The sequence below is a fragment of the Nonomuraea zeae genome, assembly GCF_005889725.1.
GTDB lineage: Bacteria > Actinomycetota > Actinomycetes > Streptosporangiales > Streptosporangiaceae > Nonomuraea > Nonomuraea zeae.
Window position 1 is genome coordinate 1 of sequence record NZ_VCKX01000673.1, and the last position, 1350, is coordinate 1350.

2 protein-coding genes are annotated in these 1350 nt (G+C 68.9%); both read right to left on the minus strand.

Features of this window, described 5'->3' with window-relative positions; translation table 11 throughout:
• Positions 1–883, minus strand: an 883-nt coding sequence (locus ETD85_RS62300; RefSeq protein WP_138699094.1) for a serine/threonine-protein kinase, incomplete at its 3' end; no start/stop codon positions are given.
• A complete protein-coding gene (locus tag ETD85_RS62305; protein ID WP_138699095.1) occupies positions 880–1227 on the minus strand; it encodes a PKD domain-containing protein in 348 nt (115 codons plus the stop codon). The genes ETD85_RS62300 and ETD85_RS62305, both read right to left, overlap by 4 nt.
• Positions 1228–1350: the final 123 nt, after the last annotated feature.

Sequence of the window (1350 nt, forward strand, 5' to 3'; positions counted from 1 at the left end):
CGTCCCATCCGACCCCCGCCCGCGCCGGCCCGCCGGGGGTCGGATGGGACGCATGGATCGGCGCGCCGGGATAGGGCGCGGGCGCTTGGGCGGCGGGCACCTGGGCTGCGGACGCCTCCGGCGCAGGCGACCGGCCGCCGATGAGCCGGAAGAGGACGTCCTGCATGGTGGGGCGGGCCCGCGGGTCTTTGGCCAGGCAGGCGTACACGATCGAGCGCAGCGGCTCGGGCACCTCGCCGAGCCGGGGCTCGTCGTACTGGATCCTCCTGAGCACCGCCACCAGCGAGTCGTTGCCGAACGGCGGGATGCCGGCCGCCGCGTACACCATGACGGAGGCCCAGGCGAAGACATCCGCAGGCGGCCCGACGGGCGCGCCCGCGAACTGCTCGGGCGCCATGTACGCGGGCGTCCCCACAATGCTGCTGGTACGGGTCACCGCGTCGTCCATGGCGCGGGCGATGCCGAAGTCGATGACGCGCGGCCCGTCGCGTCCGAGCAGGACGTTCGCGGGCTTGAAGTCGCGGTGGACGACGCCGGCCCGGTGGATGGCGACGAGCGCGGTGGCGGTCGCGACGGACAGCCGCTGCAGGTCCGCCCCCGCGTGGCGGCCCGCCGCGAGGAGGGAGGGCCCTTCGACGTACTCTGTCACGATGTACGGTCGCGCGCCCAGGGACGCGTCCAGCACCTGTGCGATGCAGAACGGCTCCACCCGCCGCGCGGCGGCGATCTCCTTGGCGAACCGGCCGTCACCGGGAACCCCTTCGCGCAGCGCCTTGATGGCGACCTGCGTGCCGTCGGGAGCCGCGCCGAGGTACACCACCCCCTGGCCGCCCTCGCCGATCTGCCTGACGACCCGGTAGGGGCCGATCGCGTCCGGGATCACCAGGTCTCCAGGGCGCAGACGTCGAAGGACAGGCTCTTGCTCGTCGCGGAGGGTGAGGTGACCCGCAGGGTGACGGTGTGGTGTCCGGCCTTGAGCATGTACTGCCCTGAGGTCACGAACGCCGTGTATTCGTCCTCCGGCACCCACGACCTGCCGCTCGAGACGGACTTGCCGTCCACCAGCCACGCATACGACACCCACACGCCTTGCCTGGACGACTCCACGGAGGTCTGGAAGTGCACGGGAGGCATGTAGCAGCCGGCCGCGTCGCTCTGGCCGGGGCCGGCGGACAGGTCGATGGCGAGGATGCTGATCCTTTCTCTTATACACATCTCCGAGCCCACGAGACCCTAAGACAGCTCGTATTCCGTCTTCTGCTTGAAAAAAAAAAAATCATGAGGACTATCGTCCTATTGTTGAGAAAGAATTAATTCAACGTATTGGTTTCGTCATTGAACCGGAACATT